General features: G+C 69.1%; 16 protein-coding genes. 6 read left to right on the forward strand and 10 right to left on the reverse strand.

Annotated features, from left to right (window positions below):
• Positions 1–99: 99 nt before the first annotated feature.
• The 3 genes from chvE to PBV52_RS20200 form a co-directional block, all read right to left on the reverse strand.
• Positions 100–1,185: a multiple monosaccharide ABC transporter substrate-binding protein gene (chvE, locus tag PBV52_RS20190; RefSeq protein ID WP_274239940.1), complete on the reverse strand. Its 1,086-nt coding sequence runs from the start codon at positions 1,183–1,185 to the stop codon at positions 100–102.
• Between the two features lie 569 nt (positions 1,186–1,754).
• Positions 1,755–2,954, reverse strand: a complete 1,200-nt coding sequence (locus tag PBV52_RS20195; protein WP_274249470.1) for a glycoside hydrolase family 97 catalytic domain-containing protein — start codon at positions 2,952–2,954, stop codon at positions 1,755–1,757.
• The gene (locus PBV52_RS20200) at positions 2,902–3,897 is read right to left on the reverse strand and encodes a glycoside hydrolase family 97 N-terminal domain-containing protein (RefSeq protein WP_274239941.1); all 996 of its coding nucleotides are present in this window, start codon (positions 3,895–3,897) and stop codon (positions 2,902–2,904) included. The genes PBV52_RS20195 and PBV52_RS20200 overlap by 53 nt, the downstream gene beginning before the upstream one ends.
• A 564-nt stretch (positions 3,898–4,461) precedes the next feature.
• Between PBV52_RS20200 and PBV52_RS20205 the strand changes: the two genes are divergently transcribed.
• The 3 genes from PBV52_RS20205 to PBV52_RS20215 all read left to right on the forward strand — a co-directional run bounded on the left by PBV52_RS20205 (position 4,462) and on the right by PBV52_RS20215 (position 9,198).
• Positions 4,462–5,892, forward strand: a complete 1,431-nt coding sequence (locus tag PBV52_RS20205) for a glycoside hydrolase family 43 protein (RefSeq protein ID WP_274239942.1) — start codon at positions 4,462–4,464, stop codon at positions 5,890–5,892.
• Positions 5,893–5,997: 105 nt separating this feature from the next.
• Complete coding sequence (locus PBV52_RS20210) at positions 5,998–8,304, forward strand: family 43 glycosylhydrolase (RefSeq protein WP_274239943.1); 2,307 nt, start codon at positions 5,998–6,000, stop codon at positions 8,302–8,304.
• Between the two features lie 522 nt (positions 8,305–8,826).
• Entirely contained in the window at positions 8,827–9,198 is a 372-nt protein-coding gene (locus PBV52_RS20215) for a hypothetical protein (RefSeq protein ID WP_274239944.1), read from the forward strand.
• A gap of 303 nt (positions 9,199–9,501) precedes the next feature.
• On the opposite strand, the gene PBV52_RS20220 is transcribed toward PBV52_RS20215, so the two are convergent.
• The 4 genes from PBV52_RS20220 to PBV52_RS20235 all read right to left on the reverse strand — a co-directional run bounded on the left by PBV52_RS20220 (position 9,502) and on the right by PBV52_RS20235 (position 14,921).
• The gene (locus PBV52_RS20220) at positions 9,502–10,920 is read right to left on the reverse strand and encodes a DUF234 domain-containing protein (protein WP_274239945.1); all 1,419 of its coding nucleotides are present in this window, start codon (positions 10,918–10,920) and stop codon (positions 9,502–9,504) included.
• Between the two features lie 207 nt (positions 10,921–11,127).
• Positions 11,128–12,144, reverse strand: a complete 1,017-nt coding sequence (locus tag PBV52_RS20225) for a DNA-directed RNA polymerase subunit alpha (protein WP_274239946.1) — start codon at positions 12,142–12,144, stop codon at positions 11,128–11,130.
• Between the two features lie 222 nt (positions 12,145–12,366).
• The gene (locus tag PBV52_RS20230; RefSeq protein WP_274239947.1) at positions 12,367–14,250 is read right to left on the reverse strand and encodes a sensor histidine kinase; all 1,884 of its coding nucleotides are present in this window, start codon (positions 14,248–14,250) and stop codon (positions 12,367–12,369) included.
• A complete protein-coding gene (locus tag PBV52_RS20235) occupies positions 14,247–14,921 on the reverse strand; it encodes a response regulator transcription factor (RefSeq protein ID WP_274239948.1) in 675 nt (224 codons plus the stop codon). The genes PBV52_RS20230 and PBV52_RS20235 overlap by 4 nt, the downstream gene beginning before the upstream one ends.
• Before the next feature lie 177 nt (positions 14,922–15,098).
• On the opposite strand from PBV52_RS20235, the gene PBV52_RS20240 reads away from it, so the two are divergent.
• Genes PBV52_RS20240 through PBV52_RS20250 form a run of 3 tightly spaced genes read left to right on the forward strand, consistent with a single transcriptional unit; the run spans position 15,099 to position 17,281 of the window.
• Positions 15,099–15,500 carry a hypothetical protein gene (locus tag PBV52_RS20240; protein ID WP_274239949.1) on the forward strand — a complete coding sequence of 134 codons (402 nt, stop codon included), beginning with the start codon at positions 15,099–15,101 and terminating at the stop codon, positions 15,498–15,500.
• A gap of 45 nt (positions 15,501–15,545) precedes the next feature.
• Positions 15,546–16,724, forward strand: coding sequence for a DUF6777 domain-containing protein (locus tag PBV52_RS20245; RefSeq protein ID WP_274239950.1), 1,179 nt, complete (start codon positions 15,546–15,548; stop codon positions 16,722–16,724).
• Positions 16,725–16,783: 59 nt separating this feature from the next.
• A complete protein-coding gene (locus tag PBV52_RS20250; protein ID WP_274239951.1) occupies positions 16,784–17,281 on the forward strand; it encodes a DUF3592 domain-containing protein in 498 nt (165 codons plus the stop codon).
• On the opposite strand, the gene PBV52_RS20255 is transcribed toward PBV52_RS20250, so the two are convergent.
• The 3 genes from PBV52_RS20255 to PBV52_RS20265 form a co-directional block, all read right to left on the reverse strand.
• Positions 17,262–17,402 (reverse strand): hypothetical protein, encoded by a 141-nt coding sequence (locus PBV52_RS20255; RefSeq protein WP_274239952.1) that lies wholly within the window; start codon positions 17,400–17,402, stop codon positions 17,262–17,264. The genes PBV52_RS20250 and PBV52_RS20255 overlap by 20 nt on opposite strands.
• A 151-nt stretch (positions 17,403–17,553) precedes the next feature.
• Positions 17,554–18,465 carry a hypothetical protein gene (locus PBV52_RS20260; protein ID WP_274239953.1) on the reverse strand — a complete coding sequence of 304 codons (912 nt, stop codon included), beginning with the start codon at positions 18,463–18,465 and terminating at the stop codon, positions 17,554–17,556.
• Between the two features lie 152 nt (positions 18,466–18,617).
• Entirely contained in the window at positions 18,618–18,848 is a 231-nt protein-coding gene (locus tag PBV52_RS20265) for a hypothetical protein (protein ID WP_274239954.1), read from the reverse strand.
• Positions 18,849–18,882: the final 34 nt, after the last annotated feature.

The following is an 18,882-nucleotide window of genomic DNA, read 5'->3' on the forward strand; positions in this document are numbered from 1 at the left end:
GGCGGCCGGCGTCGCCACGGCGATCGTGAAGTGCTGGCCGCCATCTCTTCCCAGCAGCGGCAGGAGTCGTGCAGGCGCTGTCACGTAGAGGCCGTGCCGCTACTTGAGCTCGTCGGCGGTGAAGTAGCCGTCCTCGACAAGGATCTCGTAATTGGTCTTGTCGACGCTCGTGGGCTGCAGCAGGACTGCGGGCACGGCCTTGACGCCGTTCTTGTAACCCGTGGAGTCGTCCACCCACGGCACTCTGTCCTTGAGTATGTCGTCGACCATGGTTGTGGCGGCCTCGGCGAGCCGACGGACGTCCTTGTAGACGGTCTGCGACTGCTGGCCCGCGATGATTGACTTCACCGACGCCAGTTCGGCGTCCTGACCGGTGATGACGGGGAGGGGCTTGGTGTCGGAGCCGTAGCCGCCCGACTTCAGCGCGGACAGGACGCCCCTCGAGATGCCGTCGTACGGCGACAGGACGGCGTCGACCCGCTCACTGCGGTACCACTTGGTGAGGATGCCGCTCATGCGTTTTTGCGCGGTGGGCCCGTCCCAGCGCGGGGTGGTGATCTGCTTGAGCTCGGTCTCGCCGGACTGGACGACCAACTGCCTGCTGTCCAGAAACGGCTGCAGGTGCGTCATCGAACCGTCGAAGAAGAATTTGGTGTTGTTGTCGTCGGGGGAACCGGCGAACAACTCGATGTTGAACGGGCCTTTGCCGTCCTCCAGGCCGAGCTTTGCGATGATGTAGTGGGCCTGGATCAGACCGACCATCTCGTTGTCGAAGGAAACGTAGTAGTCGACGTTCTTGGTGCCGAGGATGAGCCGGTCGTAGGAGATCACCGGAATGTCCGCGTCGGCGGCCTGTTGAAGCACACCGTTCAGCGACCTGTTGTCGATGGCCGCGATGATCAGTGCGTCGACGCCCTGCTGGATCAGTTTCTCGATCTGTGAGACCTGGGCTTTCGGGTCGTCGTCGCCGTAGACCAGCTTGGTCTTGTACCCCCTGCCCTTGAGGTCCTCGACGACGCTCTTGCCGTCGGTGAGCCAGCGCTCGGACGACCGGGTCGGCATGGCGATGCCGACGGTACCGCCCTCGGAGCTGTCCGCTGAGCCGCTCTCGCTGCCCTTACCGCAGGCGGACAGGGTGAGGGCGAGGGAGGCGCCTCCGGCGAGGACGGTTCTTCGATTGAACATGGTGATTGTTCCTTGTTCTTCTCGTCGGTGAGGGGATGACGGCGTATCAGGCATCGAGGGGGGAGCCGTGGAGCGGGCCGGGCAGTCGGCAGGCAGGTCGAGAACGAGCGGGACGCGCCGCACCCGCTCCGGGGCGGCGTCGAGGGTCAGGTCCCGCAGACCCCGGGCGCCTGGACAGACCGCACTTCAGCCAGGGCCGTGAGCCGTGACGGATCAGCTCGGCGCCCTCGTCGGGGTCAGGTCGGCCCGGCACGTTGTTCGAGTCGGTGCCGCGTTGCGACCAGATGCGTGCTGATTCCGGCGACACACTGCGCACTCGCCTTTCGACGTTCGAAATATAGCCACTTGTTCGAAATGCTGGCGCGACGTTAAAGGGAAGCGCGTGAGGTGTCAACAGTGCGAACAGGAACGGTTACGGAAGGTGTGGCTACTGGACCACGCGAGCGAGACGGAGGCCGTGCGGCCTGATCAGGCAAAACAAGGCAAGAGAGCGAAAACCGAAGGCACCGGCCGCATGGTGCCCATGCGGCCGGTGGTGGGATCCGAACGCCTGTCTCTGTCCAGCGGCTTCAGGAGACGGTGAACAACTGGTGGTCGGCGCCGTCGAACGGGCGTTGCTCCAACTGATCGCCCTGGGCGTTGCCCGCGGTGAGGTAGAAACCGCTGTGGCGGTTGAGGAGCCGGATACGGCCGTTGCCCGCGTCTTCCGCCAGCCACTCGTCGTTGGCGTTCGCATTGGCCTCGTACGGGTACTGGACGGCCTTCGCGCCCGCGTCGCGGGACGCGTACCGGATGACGACGTCCTTGCCACTGGCCTGGTTGACGATCCGCGTGTATCCGTCGCCGAGGGGCACGAAGGCGAAGCGCTGGTTGGTGCCGCCGTTGCTGGGCCAGCGGATGATCTCGGCGTCGTTCGCGAGGCTTCTGCTCTTCACGTCGAGTACGTGGCTGCTGCCGGCGACGGTCACCGTGCGGTTCCCGGTCGGGATGGCCGGGACCTTGGTCAGCCTGACCACATGGCCGCCGCCCGCGACTGCCGGAACGCTGAGCGTGTCGCCGGCCTGGATGACCTTGCTGGTGCGGGTCAGGCCTGCGGAGCCGTCGGTGGTGATCTCCGCGTGCCAGGTACCGGTGCCGAGGAACGTGGTCGGGTAGGTGATGGTGGCGGCGGCGCCGCGCCTGAACGCGCCGACGAACCACCGGTCGCCGTTGCGGCGGGCGATGACCCCTCCGGAGTTCGGGTCGCCCGAGACGTACTTCGTCTCGTCCCACACGGTCGGCAGCATGCGCAGCCACCGCTGTGCCTCGGGTCGGGCCTGGTAGTCCGGGATGCGGCTGCCGGGCAGCATGATGCCGCTGTCCAGGAGTACGGCGAGGGCGAGTTCGGCGGCGTCGCTGTTCGGGTTGCGCTGCTGGAAGCTCATCGGCGAGTAGTCGGCCGGGCCGAGTGCGCCGCGAGTGAACGGGATCGCGGCCACGTGTCCGATGTCCCGGCCTCCGGGGTATTCCTCGCCCCGGACGGCCTCGTTGGTCAGCACGTGCGGCCAGGTGCGGTGGACGCCGACGGACAGGCGCGAGCCGTGCAGGTCGACCATCAGCTTGTGCCGGGCCGTGTCGGCCAGGGCCGCGTCGTACCACTGCTGACGGGCCCGGGTCTCTGAACCCATGAAGTCCATCTTGACGCCGACGACACCCCACCCGGTGATCTTGGTGAACTCAGCCTCCCGCTCGGCGGCGGTGTCCAGGTCCTGCCAGTGATACCAGAGCATGATCCGCACGCCGCGCTCCCGGGCGTAGGTCACGAGCTCGGGAATGATCGACTGGGCGTCCTTCCATCCGTCGTCCACCAGGAAGCTTGTTCAGGTCGCGCTGGGTGGCGGCCATGCCGTCCAGCCACGGCCACGCGGCGACACCCGGCTTGATCCACGAGGTGTCGGAGATCTTCGACGCGGGCGCGACGTCGTCGACCAGCGTGGACTCCACGACCGTCGCCGTGCTGCCGATGGCGGCAGTGCGCCACGCTGTGGTGAACGCGCCGGACCGCGCGATCTGTCCGTCGGCCAGCGCCACGGTGAACCGGCCGGTGCCCTGGGTGTGGGTGAAGCGGCCACCCGAGTAGCCACCGTCCACACCGGACTCGGCGAGCAGTACCCGCGCGCCGTTGGTGTGCTGGGCGAACATGCCCATGTCGTAGGAGCCCGTCGCCACGTCGGCGACCGGGGAGGTGACGTAGCCGGTCTCGTGATCGGGACTGAACACCTGCCGGGACAGCTGGGCGTCGGTAGGCAGTTCGAACGAGGTCGCCTCGCGCAGCACCGTCGCGCCCGACGGCATCTCGTAGCGCAGCGCCAGCCCCTCCGCGGACGTGCGGACGTGCACGGTCATCCGCGCGGAGCCCTTGGCGAAGACCAGTCTCGTCTCGGTCGCGGACCGCGCCCGGACGCGGGACTTCCCCGCCATGACCTGGTAGTTGTACGAGATGGGCGAATCGGTGCGGCTGACGAACTCCAGTCCGGTGGTGTAGTCGACCTGGCTGGTCACCAGCCCGATCGGAGCGGGCTTCAGAGCTTCGCCGCAGTTCCAGGTCGCGCCGAGCGAGAGGGCGCCGTTCGCGTCCAGCGCCACGGTGGCGCGCACCCCGTCGCAGCCGGTCTGCGGAACACCGGGCTGGACCGAGGTCCAAGTCCCCGGCGTGGCAGCGGATGCGGGCACCGCGCTGACCGAACCCACGGTGACGAGGACGGCGATGGCCGTTCCCGCGGCTTCGGATGTCTGTCTCCGCTGGTGGGTGGCATGAGTGCGACACAACCTCCCGCACGCTGTCCTGCCGCTGATGTTCGGCGTCGACAGGCCGGCACGACCCGCCCGCTGTCACGCCCCGACTCGTAGGTCGCGCACCGCACCACAGCGTCGTCCCGACCCTCGTCGCGGGCACATCCGATGCGAACGCAGGGAATCGAACTGGCCAGTTCCATTGACGCGCTCCTGACTGACACCTATCTTCTGCTCGAACCTGCGAACAACGTTCGATTTTTCGAACCATGGCCGTCAAAGGGGACAGCCCGTGTTGCGCACCCGCCTCCGGCACACCGCCCCTTCGGGCTCTCCGGTCGCTGCCATGCCCACGCGGAAACCGCGGCTTGTCGGCCGCTGACCGGCATGACGCGACGTCCCACGTCGCACGGAGCCGGTCCTGCCCCAGCGGTACGGATGCCGGTCCTCACCCTCGACCTCACCTGCACCCGATCATGGCACTCCAGAAAGACAGGAACGCATATGCCCGCGGTTCTCTCCCGGCTGGCGGCGATATTCGTCGCCGCCTGCCTGCTCTTCACAGCCCAAGTCGTGACCACACCTCAGCGGGCCGCCGCGGCCGACCCGGGTTACCTGATGACGCACTTCATCGGGGAGGGGTCGACCGGTCAGCAGATGTACTTCTCGTACAGCGCGGACGGTCTGAACTGGAACGACCTCAACGGGGGCGGGATGACCCTGCGCTCCACCGTGGGCACGCGAGGGGTGCGTGACCCCGCACTGGTGCGCTCTCCCGATGGCAGCAAGTACTGGATCATCGCGACCGACCTGTGCATCGACTGCGGGCAGACGTGGAGTCAGTCCATCAACGACGGCAGCCGCAGTCTGGTGGTGTGGGAGTCGACGGACCTGGTCACCTGGTCCGCGCCGTGGCTGCTGAACGTCGCCGGCGCGATCCCCGACGGGCGCAACGCGTGGGCGCCGGAAGCGATCTGGAACCCGGCCACCAACGACTACGTCCTGTACTGGGCGACGAACAAGCCCCTCAACGGCGCAACGAAGCACCGCATCTACTACGCCCACACCAGCGACTTCCGCTCCATCACCACCCCGCAGATCTACATCGATCGCCCCGGCAGCCAGGAAATCATCGACACCCAGATCGTCGAGGTGCCGTCCGGCGTCGGCAACTACCGCTACGTGCGGGCCTCCGGTGACGGCCAGATCACCCTTGAGGGCAGCAACTCGATCCTCGGTACGTGGACCAACCTCGGGAACCTCTCCGGCATCGGCCTCACCGGCTCCCAGGTCGAAGGCCCGATGTGGATGAAGTTCCGCGACCGCAACGAGTGGACCCTGTACCTCGACCAGTACGCCTCCGGAAGGGGGTACATGCCGGTCACGACGACCAACCCGTCCAGCCCCGGCACCTACAAGCTCCCCGCGTCGGGAAGCTACAACCTGGGCGGCACCAAGAAGCGCCACGGCTCGATCCTGAACCTGACGGCCGCCGAGGACGCCCGGATCCAGGCCCGCTGGGCCAACGTCCCGGGCAAGCGGCTGCAGTCCTTCAACTACCAGGACCGCTACGTGCGGCACAGCAACTTCGACGTGCGCATCGACCAGAACGTCACCAACCAGGACGCCCAGTTCCGGCAGCGGCCCGGCCTGGCCGGCACCGGCACCGTCTCCTTCGAGTCGGTCAACTTCCCCGGCTACTACCTGCGCCACGACGGAGCCGACTTCCAACTGGTCTACAACGACGGCACCAGCCAGTTCGCCGCGGACGCCACGTTCCGACAGGTCGCCGGACTCGCCGACTCGTCCTGGTCGTCGTTCCAGTCGTACAACCACCCCGACCGCTACATCCGTCACTACGCGTACCTGCTGAAGCTCGAAACGATCACCACCGCGACAGGGCGCAGCGACGCCACCTTCCGTCTGACGAGCTGACCTGACAGGGATACCGGCGCCCTCAGGCGACGCGGCGCCTCGGCCGAGGCGCCGCGTCCCCCTCCTCAGGCATGTCTTCTTCAGGGGATGTGAATCATGCACAGCGTGAGACTTCAGTGCCGCCGGAGATTCCGGCAGGGCGCTCTGGCCGCCATGGCCGCCGCCTCACTCATGGTGGGCGTCGTCGGCCCGGCGGCCCCCGCCCAGGCGGCGGAGATCACCGACGGCCTGGCTCTCTGGTACAAACTCGACGCCACCTCGGGCACCGTGGCGGTGGACGCCTCCGGCAACGGACGCAGCGGCACCGTCAACGGCACCGCGAGCTGGTCGAGTTCCGGGGAGGGGCTCACGTTCAACGGTTCCAGCACCTACATCAAGGTGCCGGACAACATCATGAGCGGCATGAACGCGATCACCGTCTCGATGGACGTGCAGATCGACGCCACCCAGACCACGCCGTACTTCCTCTACGGCTTCGGCAACTCCGCCAACGGCAGTGGCAACGGGTACCTGTTCAGCACCGGCGACGCCTTCCGGACCGGCATCGCTTCCGGGAACTGGACCACCGAGCAGAACACCCGGACCTCCGCCCCACTGCCGCGCTCGGTCTGGAAGCACGTCACCTACACCCAGACCGGCAACACGGGCATCCTCTACCAGGACGGCGTGGAGGTGGCCCGTAATACGTCGGTCACCGTCACCCCCGGTTCCATCGGGTCCGGCACCACCACGGCCAACTACATAGGCAAGTCGCTCTACACCAGCGACAAGCTCTTCAAGGGCAAGATCCGCGACTTCCGCGTCTACAACCGCGCGCTGGCTCCCGGCGAGGTCGTCCAACTCAGCGGGAACACCACGGCCATCACCACGGCCACCCACCCCGCGCTGAAGATCGACGCCATCGTCGACGACGCCCACAGCAAAATCACCCTCCCCCTGACCGAGGGCACCGACCTCACCGCGCTCGCCCCGCAGTTCTCCCTCGTCAACGGCGCGTCCATCAGCCCGGCCTCCGGCACCCCGCGCGACTTCACCAAGCCGCTCACGTACGAGGTGACCGGCTCCGACGGCGAGAAGCGCACCTGGACGGTCGAGGCGCTGATCATGAACAGCCCGGTCCTGCCGGGGCTCACCGCCGACCCGAACATCGTCCGGTTCGGAGACACCTACTACATCTATCCGACCACCGACGGCTTCGCGGGCTGGAGCGGCACGAACTTCAAGGCGTACTCCTCCAAGGACCTCGTCCACTGGCAGGACCACGGCGTCATCCTCGACCTCGGACCCGACGTCAGCTGGGCCGACACCCGGGCCTGGGCCCCGACGACGGCCGAGAAGAACGGGAAGTACTACCTCTACTACTCCGCCGACACGAACATCGGTGTCGCGGTCTCCGACTCGCCCACCGGCCCGTTCAGGGACCCGCTCGGCAAGCCCCTGATCGCCCGCGGCGCCTACACCGGCCAGATGATCGACCCGGCGGTCTTCACCGACGACGACGGGAAGCAGTACCTCTACTGGGGCAACGGCCGGGCGTACGTAGTCCCCCTGAACGACGACATGGTCTCCTTCGACGCGTCCAAGGTCACCAACATCACCCCCAGCGGCTTCACCGAGGGCACCTTCATCATCAAGCGCAAGGGCACCTACTACTTCACGTGGTCGGAGGGCGACACACGCGACGAGAACTACCGGGTCGCCTACGCCACCGGCTCCTCGCCCACCGGCCCCTGGACCAACCGGGGCGTGCTCCTGGAGAAGGACCTCGCCCTCGGCATCAAGGGCCCCGGCCACCACTCCGTGGTGCAGGTGCCGAACACCGACGACTGGTACATCGCCTACCACCGCTTCGCCATCCCCGGCGGAGACGGCACCCACCGCGAAACCACCATCGACAAGCTGGAGTTCGACTCGAACGGCCTGATCAAGAAGGTCGTCCCCACCTTGAGCAGCATCGCACCGCTCCCCACTCTGCCGACGAACACCACCCGCTCGCTCCAGTCGGTCAACTTCCCCGGCCGCTACGCCGCCGTCCGCTCCGACAGCCTCGGCTACCTCGACCCGGTGACGACCTCCAGCACCACGGCGGTCAAACAGAGCGCCACGTTCGCCGTCGTCCCCGGCCTGGCGGACTCCACCTGCTACTCGTTCCGTGACTCCTCCGGCCGCTACCTGCGCCACAAGGACTACCGGATCCGCTTCGACGCGAACAACGGCACGGCCACGTTCGACAAGGACGCCACCTACTGCGCCCGGCCTGGTTCGGCCACCGGCTCGGTCAGCCTGGAGTCGTACAACTACCCCGGCCGCTACCTCCGCCACTACAGCTACGAGCTGCGCATCGACCCCTACCAGGACAACGCCACCTTCCGCGCCGACAGTTCCTTCACGGCGGTCACCCCCTGGGCCTGACCGCATTCCCTCACTCGCCGGCTGCCCTGCCGCCTACGTTTCCCCAGGTCACAGCCCCACCCAGGGCTGGTTCGATGCCGCTACGGGCGAGCCGAGCCGTAAGGGCACAGCACCGCTGGAGACGGTCTTCGGCGTCCGGGAGCTTCCGGTGGAGACCGCGACGGAAGGAGCGACGTGCTCCCGTCCGGGACGTCGTCGAGATGCGCCGCCGTGAGACGAACTCGTCCACGCTGCACGGGAGTTTCGTCGGCGCCCTGCGTCAGTGGCGAAGAGCCTGGGCCGCCTCGCGCTCATGGCGCGGCCACACGGGTGGTTCTGCGCGGAGCGCCTACGCCCGCATTCGGCTTCGTGATGCCTTTGCCGTACAGGGCACTTGGGCCGACCGCGGGGCCGACACCCTTGCTCGTTGGTCAGACTATCCGGCGTGCCGACGAGCAGATATCGGATATTTGCGCATTAACCTCTCGTCAACTTATGACGTGGCGGATCGCGTACGCGTCCGCTTCAACGCTCGGAGAAGACATGCGCAAGCATCGCAAGACCGCTGTCGTGGCCGTCCTCCTCAGCGCCATCGGCTTCCTCGGCACCGGCACCGCCTACGCCGACGGGCAGGGGCACGGACACAAGCAGGGACACAAGCAGGGACAAAAGCACGGCCACAAGCACGGGCACAAGCACGGGCACAAGCGCGTCGGTAAAGAGAGCCAGACGCTCCTCATCAGCCAGAGCACGTCATGCAGCACGACCGAAGAGAACATCGACGTACAGGGCCAGACCGGGTTCCAGAACGGCCGGGAGGGCAACCGGAACAACGGCGAGGGCTCGCCTGGCACGCAGACCACCACCCTCGGCTCAAGCCAGGGCTGCAACAACACCGTCGTCCTCGGCAAGTAGCCCGCAAGGGTCTCGGCGCCGGGCCCCCCGGGCCCCGTCATGGGCCCTGGACGCGGGGACGGCCAGGGCCTAGAGAAACACCTGGTCAGGGGCTCTTCCATCCGATAGATGGGAGAGCCTCTGAGCTTGCAGCTCCCTTGACCGCTGCGAGGGCCGTATCTTCGCCATGATGGACGCGTACGGGGACGGGAAGCTGACACGCCGATGGGGACGGCACCCTGAACAAGGCCGAATTCACCATCCTGCGCACTGCGTTGAACAATTCAACCGGAAACGCCGCCGCCGACATGCGTCCCGGCGTGCTCAGGAGGACCACGCCGCGAGGAGTTCCGCCGGGCCGTACGCAGCGTCGAGCCCCGCGCAGTCGATCCCGCTGCGCGAGACAGCGATCACGGGCACGGGATCAGGCGTGAGCGCGGCGCGGTGTCGGTGCAGCGCCGCGAGATCGTGCCGGTCGAACGGGGAGTTCTCCAGCCACTTCACCGAGCCGACGAACAACAGCTCCTTGGCGATCGGGGCGCGGTCCGCTCCCACGATGTCGATCTCCACATCGTTGGTACGGGTCCAGTAACCGCCGATGGCAGGGGCGGCGGGGAGGCTCGCGTCGGGGAGCAGCCGTGTCAGCGCCTCGCGCACCAGAGGTTCAACGGCCCTGCCGCGCCAGCTGGTCCAGTTTTCGCGAATGCGCTGCAGAGTCAGGTCACCCCGGCCCCGCTCGATCTCCTCCATGGCGGGACCCAGGAGCTTCAGCCAGAAGCGGAGGTAGGGATCCGCGACCCGGTAGCGGCGATCCTTCGAAGGCCGCGTGGACACGGGTAGCTCCGCCGCGATCACCCGCTTGTCCGCAAGGATCCCCAACGACCGCTGGAGCGGGGTCGCCCCGATCCCACCGGCGGCTCGGGCGATATTGGAGAACGTCCGCTCACCGCTGCCGATCGCCGACAGGACGGTGCGGGCTTGGACCTGCTGGGGGAACTCTGCGGCGAGCGAGCGCTCCGCCGACACCAGCAAGGCCGAGACGGGATCGCTGAGTGCCGCCCGCAGGAACTCCCACATCCCGGCGCCGTGCGTCCACTCCGCACAGATCAGAGGCAGTCCACCGGTGATCAGGGCCGCGTCGAAGGCCGAGGCGGGATCGAGGCCGAGCATCTCGCCCACCTCCGCCGGGTTGAGCGGACCCAGCACCATCTCCCGTCCGCGCTGGTGGAACGGGCGTCCATAGCCGTTCAGCGCCTCCATCATCGACAGGTCGGAGCCGATGAGAACCAGCAGAACCGGCTTCTTCTCCAGCACTCGATCCCAGGCCCGCTGAAGCATGCCTTCGAAGGCGCCCTCCGCATCCATCAAGTAGGGCACCTCGTCCATGACGACCACGCTCGCCCGGTCGTGCGGCAGTGCCGCCGCCAGTACGTCGAAGGCGGCATCCCAGCTCGCCGGGCGTGCCGCGGACAGCAGATTCGCCAGCGGAAGGCTGGATGACTGCGCATCCTGGCTGAGCCGCTCCAGGTCCGCCCCCGGCGACGCCCCGGTGGCGGCATAGAAGAGGAACGGCGCACCGGACTTCTCGGCGAACCGCTCCACCAACCGCGACTTACCCACCCGGCGACGCCCTCGGAGCATCACGCACCGCCCGGGCCGCTCCCCACCGACCCCGGCCGTCACCTTGCCCAGCTCACGATCCAGCGTCTCGAGCTCGTGCCGCCTGCCCACGAAATCTGCCATGCCGTCGCCTTCCAGAGTGCCACCCCAGCATGGATACTAACATCACAGTTACTAACATTGACGTTAGTAGGGGGCTGCTCTATTCGGCCTCGGACGGCCGGGGGTTGCACGCCTGACCAGGCAATACGTATCGAACAGCTCCCTCGGAGTGATCTCCGAGGGAGCTGTTTTCTGTCGTCCCGGCTCCCCCGCGAACCGGTGCAGCGTTCAGTACTGCTCGGTCTCCACGAAACCCCCGTCCGCGTTGTCGTCCGCGTCGAAGGCAGCGGCGGTCGGGTCGAATCCGGGCGGGCTGTCCTTCAGGCCCAGACCCAGGCCGGCCAGCTTCGCCTTGACCTCGTCGATCGACTTCGCACCGAAGTTACGGATGTCGAGGAGGTCGGCCTCGGAGCGCGCCAGGAGCTCACCCACCGAGTGGACGCCCTCACGCTTGAGGCAGTTGTACGAACGGACCGTGAGCTCCAGCTCCTCGATCGGCAGCGCCAGGTCGGCGGCGAGGGCGGCGTCCGTGGGGGACGGGCCCATGTCGATGCCCTCGGCGTCGATGTTCAGCTCGCGGGCGAGACCGAACAGCTCGACCAGGGTCTTACCGGCGGAGGCCATGGCGTCACGCGGACGCATCGCCTGCTTGGTCTCGACGTCGACGATCAGCTTGTCGAAGTCGGTGCGCTGCTCGACACGCGTGGCCTCGACCTTGTACGTGACCTTCAGCACCGGCGAGTAGATGGAGTCGACCGGGATACGGCCGATCTCCTGGCCCACCTGCTTGTTCTGCACGGCGGAGACGTAACCGCGGCCACGCTCGACCGTGAGCTCCATCTCCAGCTTGCCCTTGCCGTTCAGCGTGGCGAGGACCAGATCGGGGTTGTGCACCTCGACACCGGCCGGGGGCGCGATGTCGGCGGCGGTGACCAGACCCGGACCCTGCTTACGCAGGTACATCACGACCGGCTCGTCGTGCTCCGAGGAGACGACCAGCTGCTTGATGTTGAGGATCAGGTCGGTGACATCCTCCTTGACGCCCGGCACGGTGGTGAACTCGTGCAGCACACCGTCGACGCGGATGGACGTGACCGCCGCACCCGGAATCGAGGACAGGAGCGTACGACGCAGGGAGTTGCCGAGGGTGTAACCGAAACCCGGCTCCAGCGGCTCGATCACGAACCGGGACCGGAACTCGTCGACGACCTCTTCGGTCAACGAGGGACGCTGAGCAATCAGCACGAGGTATTGCCTCCAGTGTTTTGCGCCCGCTATGTGACGCCGTAGACACCACGAAGGGTACGGGCAGGTACGCCTCCAGCCTGACGCATGAGCGATTGTCGCCGCGACATGAAGGCAGCGCTCAGCGTTTCCGCAGGTCACGGATTCCTTGTCCGGGGGCCGTTCGCGGCCGGCGACCCCGCGGCACCGGCACCCCCGCCGACACCCCCGCCGACCACACCGTCAGGCAGGGATGACGAGTGGCAGGTCGGCGGTGATGGTGGCGCCCTGTGGGGTGGTGTGGATGGTGAGGGTGCCGCCGATCTCCTCGACGCGTTCGTACATGGATTGGATGCCCACGCCGGGTGTCCACCTCTCGGTGCACTGACCGCTGTCGGCGACGGTCACGCGCAGGAGCTCGGGGGCCGCGAGGTCCAGGGTGAGGGCGGCGGTGGTGCCGTCGGAATGCCGGGCGATGTTGGTCACGGCCTCCACCGCCACCCGGTACGCGGCCACCTCGACGGCCGCCGGGAGCGGTGGCAGCCGTTGCGGAGCGTCGATCGTGACGGTCAGAGGCCGGCCGTCGGCGGCGCGCAGCGGGGCGATGCGCTGGCGGACGGCGTCGACGAGGCCGAGCTCGTCGAGGGCACGAGGCCGCAGGCCGTACACGATCCGGCGGATCTCGGTGATCGCGTCGCCGATGTCGGCGCGCAGCCCGCGCAGCGTCTCCACGGCGCGCTCCGGGTCGGTGGCGATGAGGTTGACGGCGGCGTCGGTGGTGTAGGCGATGCCGGTCAGGGCCGGGCCGAGACCGTCGTGCAGATCACGGCGCATCCGGCGGCGCTCCTCCTCCAGCGCGGTCACCACCCGGCCGCGGGAAACGCGCAGTTGCTCGCTGAGCCGCGCGGCGTGCAGGGCCTGGGCGAGCGGTGCCGCGACCAGTTCGAGCACCGCTGTCGCGGACCGGGGTAGCCGCAGGTGCCCGGGCGGGAGGCACACCTCGAGGTCGCCGACGTGTTCGGCGCCCGCGCGCAGGGCGGTGCGTGTGGTGTGGCCGTCGTCCATGGTGCCCACGGTGGCGACCGCGGTCCCGTCCTGACGCAGGGCGATGCCGGGCACGCCGAGGGTGGAGCGCAGGGTGTGCAGCCACAGCGGCGGCGGGGCGCCGGCGGTGAGGTCCGTGCCGAGCCGGGTCAGCGTCTCGACCGGGTCGGCCGATCTGCCGAACAGCATCTCGTCCATGCTCGCCTCGACCCGCTGCCGTACGGGCTGGTACCCGGCGGCGATCGTGGCCGCCAGCAGGGCCGGCACCCCCTTGCCCGGCCGGGATCCCACCACCAGCTCCCACACCGCCGCGACCCCCTCGTACACCGCCGCGCTCAGCGCGAGCATGACGATCAGGACGGTGGCCCCGCGGATCACGACCCGTACGTCGGCCCTGCGCGGCGCGACGAGCGCGACGGTGACGGCGAGGGGGAACGGCAGCGACACCGCGCTGGTGGCGACGACGGTGTCCACCGGCCCCATGGGCAGGGAGTTCTCGGCGGCGAACAGCAGCATGCCGCCCAGCGTGGTCGCGGCGGCGCCCAGGACCAGCCACAGCACGCGGCGCCGGTCGTCCCCGGCTGTGACCTCGAAGAGCACCCACGTCCCCGCGAGCATCGCGGTCCCGGCGGCGATCGCCGCGGTCACCTGAGCGCTCTCCACACCGGCCACCGCCGCGACCGCGCATCCGGCGCCGGTGCCGCCGACGGCCAGGTCCGCGCAGAGCAGCAGCCGGGACGGCGGCCGTTTCGGCACGACGCGCAGGGCCGCCAGCGGAAGGGCCACCGTCGACGCGAGGACGGCCAGGGCCACGGCGAGCGCGTGGGCCCCCGCGGCGAGCGTGAGCGGGGCGGCCAGCAGGGCGGCCGCGGACGCACCGAGGAACGGGGTCGCCGCCGAGCCGGGGCGGCGGGCGGCGACCGCCCCGCAGCACAGCGCCAGGAACGTGCCGACGATCACCGCCCAGATCGCCCACTGCTCGGAGGAGGAGGGCGGGGCGAACCCGAGGGAGGCGAGGGCCGCGGTGGCGAGAAGGGAGAGAAGGGAGAGAAGGACCCATGTCCTCAGGCGCCGTACCGTCACGGCCCCGCCTCCGGCGCGTCGCCGCCCAGCCCGTGCTGCCGCGCCAGGATCACCGCCTCGGTCCGCCCGCTCACGCCCAGCTTCAGGAAAATCACGGACAGCCGGTTCGCCACGGTCTTCTCGGCCAGCGCCAGGTCGGCCGCGACCCGGGCGTTCGAGTATCCCCGGGCCACGCGATCGAGCACTTCCCGCTCGCGGGGGGTCAGTTCGGGGAACGGGTCGGCCGGGGCGGCCGCCGGGGAGAGACGGCCGAGGAGGGCGGCCGCGACAGCGGGCGCGATCACGTACTGCCCGGCCGCGACCGAGCGCAGCGTGGTCAGGATCTCCTCCTGCTGGGCGCCCTTGAGGAGGTAGCCGCGGGCACCGGCGCGCATCGCGGACACCACCGTCTCGTCGTCCTCGAACATCGTGACCACGAGCACCGCCACGTCCGGCAGCAGGGCGGTCAGCCGCCGGGTCGCCTCCACCCCGTCCAGCGCGGGCATCTGAACGTCCATCACTACGACATCGGGGCGGCTCAACTGGGCCTCCCGAAGCGCCTCTTCGCCGGTCGCCGCCTCCGCCACCACCTCCACGCCGGCCAGCGAGGCCAGCAGCGCGCTCATACCGCGTCGTACGACGGGATGGTCGTCGGCGATGAGCACCCGGATCGGACCGGCGGGGGAGGTCATGTCCCGATGATGGCCGACGGGTCTCCCGGCCGGGAGAGTTCTCCCTTCCTCCCGGTCCGGGAAATCCTCCCGGGGAGCCGGGAGGTTCTGACGATGCGCGCCGAGGGGTCCGGCCGCGATGCTCGGTCCACCGGGTCGCCGCACCGGCGGCCCCAACACCCGTACGGGGGAACCGACATGAGCCGGACCGAAGCGGCGGGCCCCACGCTCAGCCGCAAGAACAAGGTGGGCCTCGGGCTCGCCGCAGCACTCGGGCTGCTCGACATGATCAACGTGGTCGGCGTCTGGGCGCCGGACAGCGACGAACCCGGGCCGCCGGCAGGCGTCATCGTCGCCGACGCCGTCCTCGGACTGATCACGGTCGTGGCCGTCGTCTACACCTGGCGCACCGCCAACCGCACCGGCTCCCGCGTGGTCGCCGGGTCCCGGATCCTGTCGGCGATCACCGCGCTCCCGGCGCTGTTCGTCACCGGCGTACCGGCGTGGGGCGTGGCCGTCGTCGCGGTCTTCATCGTGGTCACCGTCGTCGTGATCGCCCTGGTCCTGTCCCGCCCGGCACCGGAATCGGCCCTCACCTGAAACCGCTCGAAAGCCACTTTCTCAGCGAGGAGAACGAGGAGAACCATGAGCGACAAACGGGGGATCATCAGGATCGCGGTCCTGCTCGCCGCGATCCTGAGCATCGTCGGACCGGCCGTCACCGCGTGCGCGCCGGCCACCAGGATCGCCGTCAAGGCGATCGCCCGCGGGGCTCCGGCCGCCGCGCCCTTCTTCGCGGACGCACTCGGACTCGCCGCCGACCATCCGATCAGCGACGCACTCGCCCTCGGGGGAGGCGTGCAGAAGGGCAACCGGCCCGGCCTCTACGGCGGCACACGGCACGACAAGAGCTGCGACAAGGGGAAACTCGTCGAGTTCCTCAAGGACCGCGCCAACCGCAAAAAGGCGCTGGAGTGGGCCGGGACGCAGGGCATCGGCATCGACGAGATCGGGGACTTCGTCGGGAAACTGACACCCGTTCTGCTGCGCAACGACACGCTGGTGAAGAACCACGACTACAAGAAGGGCAAGGCGGTCGCCTTCGAGGCGCTCCTGGAGGCCGGCATCGCGGTCCTGGTCGATCTGCACGGCAGGCCCGTGGTGCAGTGCAGCTGCGGCAATCCGCTGGGCGCGTTCGAGCACGATGTCGACAGGGCCGACGTCGAGTTCAAGGGTACGAACAAGAAGTGGGCGTCGTACGACCGCGGCAAGGTCGTCAAGGTCGAGCCCGCTGATGACGGGGACGAGGTCGGGACGTTCCGGCTGGTCGATGTCCAGGAGGCGGACGCCGGCCTGGAACGGCCGGTGGGCTCGGACGGTACGCGGGACACCGCCCTGCCCGAGGACCCGGGCGGCGAAACAAGCGGCGAGGGCGACGGCGGAGACGTCGAGGTGCCCGACGTGACTCAGTCCTCCGTCGAGGAGGCCGCGGCGATCCTGCGGGACCAGGGCCTGGTCGTCGAAACGACGGAGGAGCCCTCCGAGACGGCCGGCCCCGGCACCGTCCTCGGCCAGAGCCCCGCCGCGGGCGAAACGGTCCCGGCATCCAGCACGGTGACCCTCACCGTGGCCACCGCTCCGGCCACCACCGATCCGCAAGTGACCGACCCCGAAGTGACCGATCCGCAAGTGACCGACCCGGAAGTGATCCCCTCGCCCGGCGAGCTCGCCACCCCGACGCCGACGGACGTCGCCACACCGGGAGACACACCCCCCGCGCCGGAACCCCCGCCGTCGGAAGGCCTGTTCGGCAGCAGCTCCTGAAGCGCGCTGATCATCGTGAGATAACGTCCCTCTCACTCCGGGCGAGTGAGAGGGACGTCGTGCAGGTTCAGGTGCGTGGGCGAGGGGCCCGTCGGTGGGTCGCCTTCGGGGCGATCGCGTTCGGGGCGGTGTTCCTGGTCGTCGGGTTGATCCTGGCGGGGATGTCGGTGTCGTTCCTGGTCGATGCGGAGCGTGCCCCGGGCACGGTGGTGGCGCTGGAGTGGCGGGACGACGACAACGGCGCATCCCGCAGGAAGAGGGCGAACGACGAGCCCGTGGCGTATCCGGTGGTCGAGTTCACGTCGGCGGACGGCACGTCGAGGACGTTCCGGAGCTCGACGGGTTCCAATCCACCGTCGTACGAGGAGGGCGAGCGGGTCGAGGTGCTCTACCGCGCCGACTCCCCCGAGGACGCGCGGATCAACGGGTTCGCCTCGCTGTGGCTGCTGCCGCTGGTCTTCGGTGGGATCGGGCTGGTGATCGCGGGGGTCGGGACGGCCGTTGCCACGGTTGGGCGGCGGCGTTCCCAGGCCGTGCCTACAGGTGGACGTTGGTGATGAAGAAGTTCCACTCGTCGCGCCCGATTTCGCCATGGCCGGCCTGAGCCGCGGCCGGTACTGCGGACAGCATCAGCCCGGCGATGGCAACGGCCAAGGCGGCGACGACACGACGCTTCACGGTTCCTCCTCCAGGGCGGCAGTACCGACCACCCTGCGCCAAGCCGGCCGCCCCGCCTGACAGACACGCTGCCCGGCCGGTGGATTCAGTCGCTCGGTGGGAGTCCGGACGGGACTGACGTCGATCGGTGGTCACGCTGGAGGCGGGGGCCTCAGGCTGTGCGGCCCGTGCGGCGCTCGACGTCCGCGGCAGCGGCCTCCGCCCGGCGGCGCGCCTCACGGACCTGCCGATCGGCCGTGCGCACCCGGTCGCGTGCCGCCTGCTCGGCGGAGCGTGCCTGTCGTTGCTCGTCCCTGGCCCGTTGCAGTTCGGCGGTCAGCTCACTGACGCGTCGCTGCGTCTCATCCAGGTGTTTCCTGGCCGCGTCGGCCTCCCGGCTCGCGCTCGCCGCCTCGTCTTCCCGCGCTCGCAGTTCCCGCGCGGCCTCGTCGGCGTCCTTGCGGGCTTGGGCGAGACGCCTGCGCCGGTCAGCGTCGGCCTTGCGGTCACGAGGAGGGGGTGGAGGGGGTGAAGAGGATGGAGGGGATGACGGGGATTCGGTCGGAGGCGCTGCGGCGGGGGCGCGGCGCGGGGCCGCCTTCTCGGTGATCGCGGGGAAGTCGGTGGTGGCGCTGAAGGGCTTGCTGAGTCTGCCGCTCGCCCATTCCTGGGCGGCATCAGGGTCCGCGAGGGCGGCGCGCAGGGTGTCCTCGACTTCATGCTGGGCGGCATCGCTGATCGGGTGGCCTGCCGCCGCGGCCAGTTGTCCGGCCTGCCGGGACAGCGCGTTGATCAGAACCCGCTGCCGGCGGCTGAGCTCGCGCAGCTGGGCGCCGTCCAGGTTGCGATGTGCCTGTCTCAGCCCCTCGCCGAGGCGGAGCAGCGGTTCGACCTCGCCGCGGTGCGCGCGGACGAGGAGGTTGCTGGCCCAGGCCGACAGGCTCGGGCGTCGCAGCTTGGTGATCCGGTCTGCGAGGGCGCGGTCGCCGGCTGTGCGGGCTGCGGCCGCATGTGTGGCGCGGGCGGCGATGAACTCCTCCGGCCGCAGGCCGTACAGCTCGTCGGCGACAGTGTCCAGATCCATCGGCGTCCCTCTCCGCGCCCACAGAGGTCCGTATCGATTTTTGCACCTTTGGTGCATGTGTCGCCTCGGCGGGACGGTGAGCGGCCGCCGACGGCGGGGACACGACGGTCTCCGCCGTCACCCGGTACCCGGCTCCGCGCCCCGCGGTACCGCTAGAGCAGCTGGCCCACGATGCGCGGAAGGATTCCCTGCTGGAGGTCGCTCTCCGCACTCTCGTCGACGTTGATCCTCATGGGGATGCGGTTCTCGGGCGTGGTCACAGTGCCGGGCGAGCTCTTCTGCTCGACCTGGCGATTCCCGTGGTCCCCGTCTGCCGAAGCGGGGACGGCGGCGGTCAGGATGAGGGTCGCGGCGGCAAGCGCGGCGGTAGCGATGATCTTCATGACGACCCTAACGACGCGCCTGGCGTCAGGGTGC

The organism is Streptomyces sp. T12 (assembly GCF_028736035.1).
Taxonomy (GTDB): Bacteria; Actinomycetota; Actinomycetes; order Streptomycetales; family Streptomycetaceae; genus Streptomyces.

Bases quoted from the DNA above. Each gene is read 5' to 3' on its own strand.
- chvE (WP_274239940.1), bottom strand. From the start codon at position 1,185: ATGTTCAATCGAAGAACCGTCCTCGCCGGAGGCGCCTCCCTCGCCCTC.
- PBV52_RS20195 (WP_274249470.1), bottom strand. From the start codon at position 2,954: ATGCTCTGGTATCACTGGCAGGACCTGGACACCGCCGCCGAGCGGGAG.
- PBV52_RS20205 (WP_274239942.1), top strand. From the start codon at position 4,462: ATGCCCGCGGTTCTCTCCCGGCTGGCGGCGATATTCGTCGCCGCCTGC.
- PBV52_RS20215 (WP_274239944.1), top strand. From the start codon at position 8,827: ATGCGCAAGCATCGCAAGACCGCTGTCGTGGCCGTCCTCCTCAGCGCC.
- PBV52_RS20220 (WP_274239945.1), bottom strand. From the start codon at position 10,920: ATGGCAGATTTCGTGGGCAGGCGGCACGAGCTCGAGACGCTGGATCGT.
- PBV52_RS20235 (WP_274239948.1), bottom strand. From the start codon at position 14,921: ATGACCTCCCCCGCCGGTCCGATCCGGGTGCTCATCGCCGACGACCAT.
- PBV52_RS20240 (WP_274239949.1), top strand. From the start codon at position 15,099: ATGAGCCGGACCGAAGCGGCGGGCCCCACGCTCAGCCGCAAGAACAAG.
- PBV52_RS20245 (WP_274239950.1), top strand. From the start codon at position 15,546: ATGAGCGACAAACGGGGGATCATCAGGATCGCGGTCCTGCTCGCCGCG.
- PBV52_RS20260 (WP_274239953.1), bottom strand. From the start codon at position 18,465: ATGGATCTGGACACTGTCGCCGACGAGCTGTACGGCCTGCGGCCGGAG.
- PBV52_RS20265 (WP_274239954.1), bottom strand. From the start codon at position 18,848: ATGAAGATCATCGCTACCGCCGCGCTTGCCGCCGCGACCCTCATCCTG.